This is a genomic window from Faecalicatena contorta, from assembly GCF_021531895.1.
GTDB lineage: Bacteria > Bacillota > Clostridia > Lachnospirales > Lachnospiraceae > JAFBIX01.
In genome coordinates, this window is the sequence record NZ_JAFBIX010000011.1 from 92,799 (window position 1) to 99,417 (window position 6,619).

General features: G+C 41.1%; 7 protein-coding genes. All 7 read left to right on the forward strand.

Going from position 1 to position 6,619, the window contains the following annotated elements; genetic code table 11:
* Nucleotides 1-114 precede the first annotated feature (114 nt).
* The 7 genes from JQM81_RS05780 (at nt 115) to JQM81_RS13790 (ending at nt 6,504) form a co-directional block, all read left to right on the forward strand.
* The gene (locus JQM81_RS05780; RefSeq protein ID WP_235232591.1) at nt 115-1,512 is read left to right on the forward strand and encodes an aminopeptidase; all 1,398 of its coding nucleotides are present in this window, start codon (nt 115-117) and stop codon (nt 1,510-1,512) included.
* A 251-nt stretch (nt 1,513-1,763) separates the two neighbouring features.
* Nucleotides 1,764-4,388 carry a pyruvate, phosphate dikinase gene (gene ppdK, locus JQM81_RS05785; protein WP_235232592.1) on the forward strand — a complete coding sequence of 875 codons (2,625 nt, stop codon included), beginning with the start codon at nt 1,764-1,766 and terminating at the stop codon, nt 4,386-4,388.
* A 234-nt stretch (nt 4,389-4,622) separates the two neighbouring features.
* A complete protein-coding gene (locus JQM81_RS05790; RefSeq protein WP_235232593.1) occupies nt 4,623-5,072 on the forward strand; it encodes a GNAT family N-acetyltransferase in 450 nt (149 codons plus the stop codon).
* Nucleotides 5,073-5,102: 30 nt separating this feature from the next.
* A complete protein-coding gene (locus tag JQM81_RS05795) occupies nt 5,103-5,342 on the forward strand; it encodes a hypothetical protein (RefSeq protein ID WP_235232594.1) in 240 nt (79 codons plus the stop codon).
* Nucleotides 5,343-5,396: 54 nt separating this feature from the next.
* Nucleotides 5,397-5,666 carry a phosphatase PAP2 family protein gene (locus JQM81_RS05800; RefSeq protein ID WP_235232595.1) on the forward strand — a complete coding sequence of 90 codons (270 nt, stop codon included), beginning with the start codon at nt 5,397-5,399 and terminating at the stop codon, nt 5,664-5,666.
* Nucleotides 5,667-5,821: 155 nt separating this feature from the next.
* Nucleotides 5,822-6,247: a hypothetical protein gene (locus JQM81_RS05805; protein ID WP_235232596.1), complete on the forward strand. Its 426-nt coding sequence runs from the start codon at nt 5,822-5,824 to the stop codon at nt 6,245-6,247.
* A 50-nt stretch (nt 6,248-6,297) separates the two neighbouring features.
* Complete coding sequence (locus tag JQM81_RS13790) at nt 6,298-6,504, forward strand: GNAT family N-acetyltransferase (protein WP_268826454.1); 207 nt, start codon at nt 6,298-6,300, stop codon at nt 6,502-6,504.
* Nucleotides 6,505-6,619 lie beyond the last annotated feature (115 nt).

Genomic DNA, 6,619 nt, shown 5'->3' on the forward strand with positions numbered 1-6,619 from the left:
GTACAGGGCATTTGCCGATTAGGTACACCACATTTATTAAATGGGGACGTAGTAAAATTAAAGAATACTACGTCCCCAAAATGTGTTATACTAAATTTTAAGGAGGAGATTGAAATGGACAGAGATAATGTATGGACCACATATAATGATGAGACTCTTGAGGAGCTCCATCGTATTAATGAATCTTACAAGTCTTGCCTGGATGAAGGCAAGACGGAGCGTGAATGTGTGAAGATAGCGGTGCGCATGGCACGTGAGAGGGGCTACCAGAGCCTTGAGGAGGCTATGGCTTCTGGACGTAAACTGCAGGCAGGCGACAAGGTCTACGCTGTGTGCATGGGCAAGAGCATCGCAATGTTCCAGATTGGAGAACAGCCGCTGGAGAATGGCTTGAACATTTTGGGAGCGCATATTGATTCGCCTCGTATCGATGTGAAGCAGAATCCGTTATATGAGAATGAAGAACTTGCTTACCTGGATACGCATTATTACGGAGGTATCAAGAAATACCAATGGGTAACTATTCCGCTTGCACTTCACGGAGTTATTGCCAAAAAGGATGGAACAATTGTTGAGGTAAATATTGGAGAAAAAGAGGATGATCCGGTATTTGTAATTACGGATCTGTTGGTTCATCTTGCAGCTCAGCAGATGGAGAAGAAGGCTAACGCAGTCATTGAAGGTGAGAAACTGGATCTGTTGTTTGGCAGCCAGCCGCTTGCGAAAAATCCAAATCTTGAAAAAGAGGAAAAGGATGCGGTGAAAGCTAATATTTTGAAGCTTCTGGAAGAATATTACGGAATGGAAGAAGAAGACTTTGTATCCGCAGAACTGGAAATCGTTCCGGCGGGCAGAGCAAGGGACTGTGGCATTGACAGAAGTATGGTCATGGCTTATGGACAGGATGATCGCGTGTGTGCATTTACCTCTCTTTTTGCAATGTTGGATGTAGAGCATGTGGATCGTACCGCATGTTGCATTTTGGTCGATAAAGAAGAGATCGGAAGTGTAGGAGCAACGGGTATGCATTCTCGCTTTTTTGAAAATGTTGTTGCTGAACTGGTTGCCTTGACTGCTGGTGAGTCGGATCTGAAAGTGCGCAGAGCACTTCAGAATTCAAAAATGCTTTCGTCTGATGTAAGTGCTGCTTTTGATCCAATGTACGCAGAAGCCTTTGAAAAGAGAAGCACTGCTTTCTTCGGAAAAGGTCTGGTGTTCAATAAATTCACCGGAAGTCGTGGAAAGAGCGGTTCCAACGATGCGAATGCAGAATATCTGGCACAGATCCGCAGGGCGATGGATGCACAGAATGTGGCATACCAGTTCGCAGAATTAGGAAAAGTCGATGTCGGAGGCGGCGGAACCATCGCATATATCATGGCAAATTACGGTATGGAAGTTATCGACAGTGGTGTGGCAGTGTTAAGCATGCATGCCCCATGGGAAGTTACCAGTAAAGCAGATATCTACGAAGCATATAAAGGATACAAAGCATTTATTGAGGAAATCTAAATATTTGGGAAGATGAAGGAAATATTATACAGTTTTTTGAACATATTTCCTCACAAAATATGCAAATCAACAAGAAATGTAGTTTGTGGCTGCCGGGCATAATCGGCAGCCATAAATTTTGTTCAAAATAACGAGAAAATAAGGCTTAATTTGTCACTTTGGTTTCCTTGAAAACTCTTGACGAATACTGGTAAAAACAGTAAAATATTAGGTGCGACTTAGAAAAATTTAGTTTAGGAGGTCATGACAAAATGGCAAAATGGGTTTATATGTTTACAGAAGGTAACGCAACCATGAGAAACCTTCTTGGTGGAAAAGGTGCCAACCTTGCTGAAATGACAAGCTTGGGTCTTCCAGTACCACAGGGCTTCACAATCACAACAGAAGCTTGTACACAGTACTATGAAGACGGAAGAACAATCAATGACGAGATCATGGAACAGATTATGGAAGCTATTGATAAGATGGAAGAGATCACAGGTAAGAAATTTGGTGATACAGAGAATCCACTTCTTGTTTCCGTACGTTCTGGTGCAAGAGCTTCCATGCCAGGTATGATGGATACAATCCTGAACCTTGGACTGAACGAAACAGTTGTTAACGTTATTGCTGAAAAATCCGGCAATCCACGTTGGGCTTGGGACTGCTACAGAAGATTTATCCAGATGTACTCTGACGTAGTTATGGAAGTTGGTAAGAAATACTTCGAAGAGCTTATCGACAAGATGAAAGCTGACAGAGGCGTTACATTTGACGTAGAACTTACAGCAGAAGACTTAAAAGAGCTGGCTTCTCAGTTCAAAGCTGAATATAAAGAAAAAATTGGTGCAGACTTCCCGGATGATCCGAAGGAGCAGTTGATGGGAGCAGTAAAAGCTGTATTCCGTTCATGGGACAACCCACGTGCCAATGTATATCGTCGTGACAATGATATCCCATATTCTTGGGGAACTGCTGTTAACGTACAGTCTATGGCATTCGGTAACATGGGAGATGACTGTGGTACAGGTGTTGCATTTACACGTGATCCTGCTACAGGAGAGAAGAAGCTGATGGGCGAGTTCCTGATCAATGCTCAGGGCGAAGACGTTGTTGCCGGTGTTCGTACACCAATGCCGATCGCTAAGATGGAAGAAGAATTCCCAGAGGCATTTGCACAGTTCACAGAAGTTTGCAAGACTCTTGAAACTCATTATAGAGATATGCAGGATATGGAGTTCACTGTTGAGAACAAGAAACTCTACATGCTGCAGACACGTAACGGTAAGAGAACAGCTCAGGCTGCTCTGAAGATCGCTTGTGACCTTGTTGATGAAGGCATGAGAACAGAGGAAGAAGCTGTTGCAATGATCGATCCACGTAACCTGGATACACTGCTTCATCCACAGTTCGATGCTGCTGCACTTAAAGCTGCTACACCTATGGGCAAAGGTCTTGGAGCTTCTCCAGGAGCTGCTTGCGGTAAGATTGTATTTACAGCAGATGACGCTGTAGAGTGGGCTGCAAGAGGAGAGAAAGTTGTTCTGGTTCGTCTTGAGACATCTCCAGAAGATATCACAGGTATGAAGTCTGCTCAGGGTATCCTGACAGTTCGTGGTGGTATGACATCTCACGCTGCCGTTGTTGCTCGTGGAATGGGTACATGCTGTGTATCTGGATGTGGCGACATCGCTATGGACGAAGAAAATAAGAAATTTACATTAGCTGGAAAAGAATTCCATGAAGGAGATCCAATCTCTATCGATGGTACAACAGGTAACATCTATGATGGAATCATTCCAACTGTTGATGCTACAATCGCTGGTGAATTCGGAAGAATCATGGCATGGGCAGACAAGTACAGAACTATGAAGGTTCGTACAAATGCAGATACTCCTGCAGATGCTAAGAAAGCTCGTGAGCTTGGAGCAGAAGGTATCGGACTTTGCCGTACAGAGCATATGTTCTTCGAGGAAGACAGAATTGCTGCATTCCGCGAGATGATCTGTGCTGATACAGTAGAAGAAAGAGAAGCTGCACTTGAGAAGATCCTTCCATATCAGCAGGGAGACTTCGAAGCACTGTACGAGGCACTGGAAGGTAACCCGGTTACAATCCGTTTCCTTGATCCACCGCTTCACGAGTTCGTTCCTACAGAAGAAGAAGATATTAAGAAACTTGCAGATGCTCAGGGCAAATCTGTAGAAGAGATCAAGACAATCATCGATGGACTTCATGAGTTCAACCCAATGATGGGACATCGTGGATGCCGTCTTGCAGTTACTTATCCAGAGATTGCTAAGATGCAGACAAAGGCTGTTATCCGTGCAGCTATCAACGTACAGAAAGCTCACGCTGACTGGACAGTAAAACCAGAGATCATGATTCCATTGGTTGGCGATATCAAAGAGTTAAAATATGTTAAGAAGACAGTTGTTGAGACAGCAGACGCTGAGATCGCAGCAGCAGGAAGCAACCTTGAGTACGAAGTTGGTACAATGATCGAGATTCCAAGAGCAGCTCTTACAGCTGACGAGATCGCTAAAGAAGCTGACTTCTTCTGCTTCGGTACAAACGACTTAACACAGATGACATACGGATTCTCTCGTGATGACGCTGGTAAATTCTTAGAAGCTTACTATGACGCTAAGATCTTCGAGAACGATCCATTTGCTAAGCTTGACCAGACAGGTGTTGGTAAATTAATGGAAATGGCTATCAAGTTAGGTAAACCAGTTAATCCAAGCCTTCACATTGGTATCTGTGGAGAGCACGGTGGAGATCCATCTTCTGTAGAGTTCTGCAACAAGATTGGTCTTGACTATGTATCCTGCTCACCATTCCGTGTACCAATCGCAAGACTGGCAGCAGCACAGGCAGCTATCGCTCAGAAGTAATGCACCAAGCATTGATAGATAGGAAATTAATTTATTTATAGAGGAACTCCCATTACGCTTTATTGTGTAATGGGGGTTCCTCGTTTTGTTTTGAAGTACGAACATTTCAGAGATTCTCTTTAATGAGGATATGCTAATGAAGTTGAAAGTGGTATTTTGAAAAGTAGCATGTTAGAATGAAGTTAACAAATCAAGTTTAGTGTGAAGATTAATTTTGAACTGGGAGTGAAGATTATGGAAGTAATTAATTATTTTTCAAGCGACCGTCAGGAGTACTGGCTCGCTGAGATTGGAAAGAGCGATTGGAGTGCCGGTCAATTTTTGTATAAGTTGCTAAAGAACGGAGAACTACAAGACTATGTAGGCGAAAATGTAAAAGTGTTGCTCCTTGTAGATGGTGATGAATTGGTATCTTTTTGTACTTACGCAGAGAAAGATGATATTCAGCCAACTGATTTGACACCTTGGATTGGATGGGTTTATACATTTCCGCAGAGAAGAGGGCACCATTACGCGGGGCAACTATTCGCGGAGATTGAAAGGATTGCAAAGTCTGAGAATGTTAGTGAAGTTTTTATTTCAACGAATCATGAAGGATTGTATGAAAAATATGGATGCGAATTCTATCAAATGATGAATGATATGAATGGAGAACCATCTCGCGTATATAGAAAAACGTTTTGATAAAACCTACATATTGTCGATGTGCGGCCCGTGGGACAAGACGGAACGGACATAGGTTTCGCAGCATTTAATGGTTGGTTTCATGAATTAACAGGTGTTCATATGACGATCTATATTATTACGGATTGGCTGGGACTTGTTCCACTATTCATATGTATGCTGTTCGGTGGAATCGGATTTGTTCAATTGGTTAAGAGAAGAAGTTTATTTAAAGTGGATTATGATATTATATTTTGGGGGATATATTACGTTATTGTGATATTTTGCTAATTTATTTTTGAGATGATTCCTGTCAATTACAGACCTGTCCTTCTCGGAGGATTTATGGAAGCTTCGTATCCATCATCTACAACGCTTCTTGTATTGAGTGTTATACCAACGCTTGTTTTTCAGGTGAATCGTAGATTAGAAAATGATGCAGTTAAAAAAGCTATTTACATTCTGGCAATTATCTTTTCAATGTTTATGGTAATAGGAAGATTGGTTTCAGGAGTCCATTGGTTTACAGATATTGTGGGTTCTGTTTTGCTGAGTACAGGTTTATTTTATATCTATAAAGCAGTTGTTTTGTTATATCAGGTGAAAGAGGACTAATGCGGAGGTTCTGTTATGGAATTTCATGAAAAACTTCAGGAATTGAGAAAAAATAGAGGGCTTACACAGGAAGAGGATATCCAAGTATTGATTCTCTAAAAGCAATATCCAGTTATTTTTCGGTTACAATTGATGATTTGTTATCAGGAGAGAAGTTGCTTTCTATTGCTGAAAAAGAAAATAAATCCAATATCCGAAGTGTGTGTGACGTGCTGTTTGGAATTGTAGATTTATTATCCATTACACTTATCGTACTGCCGCTTTATCCAAATCCGATTGATGGGTATATATATTCGGTAAATCTATTATCATACACGGAAACAACATCATTTAATCGGCTGATTTACTGGATTTTATTTATTGCGCTTATTGCGGTTGGAATAGTAAAAATTCTGCTTACACAATTCAAAATTGAAAAAGGACGTAATATGATAACGGGTAGTTCAATGGGGCTAAGCATTCTGACAGTGTTATTCTTAGCAATGACAAGAGAAGCTTATGCTATAACTGTGGCATTTCTACTATTGATCATAAAAGGAATACTGCTTTTAAAGGATCTAAAGATGACTGGGAAAAAATAAATGTTTTTTGTGGTAAGGGAGGAAAAACAGTATGAGTAAAATCGTGGTATCTGTTATTTGATAATGAAAAGCCTATTGCAACTGTAACGATAAACGAGAATCACATCAATCGTTTGTTTGTTTTGGAAGAATATCAGCACAAAGGATATGGAAAAGCATTGCTAGATTTCGCAGAAAAATCGATTTCAGTTAGATATTCTGAGGCGATTTTAGACGCATCGTTACCAGCAAAACACATTTATTTGAAGATAATATGAAGTGACCTCACGTTTGTAGGTTCGTGGATTTACCTGTAAACTGTTAATTGACAAGATTAATGGTAACAGGGATTACCGCATACAAAAGGAGGCCACTTATATGAAAAGAATAATA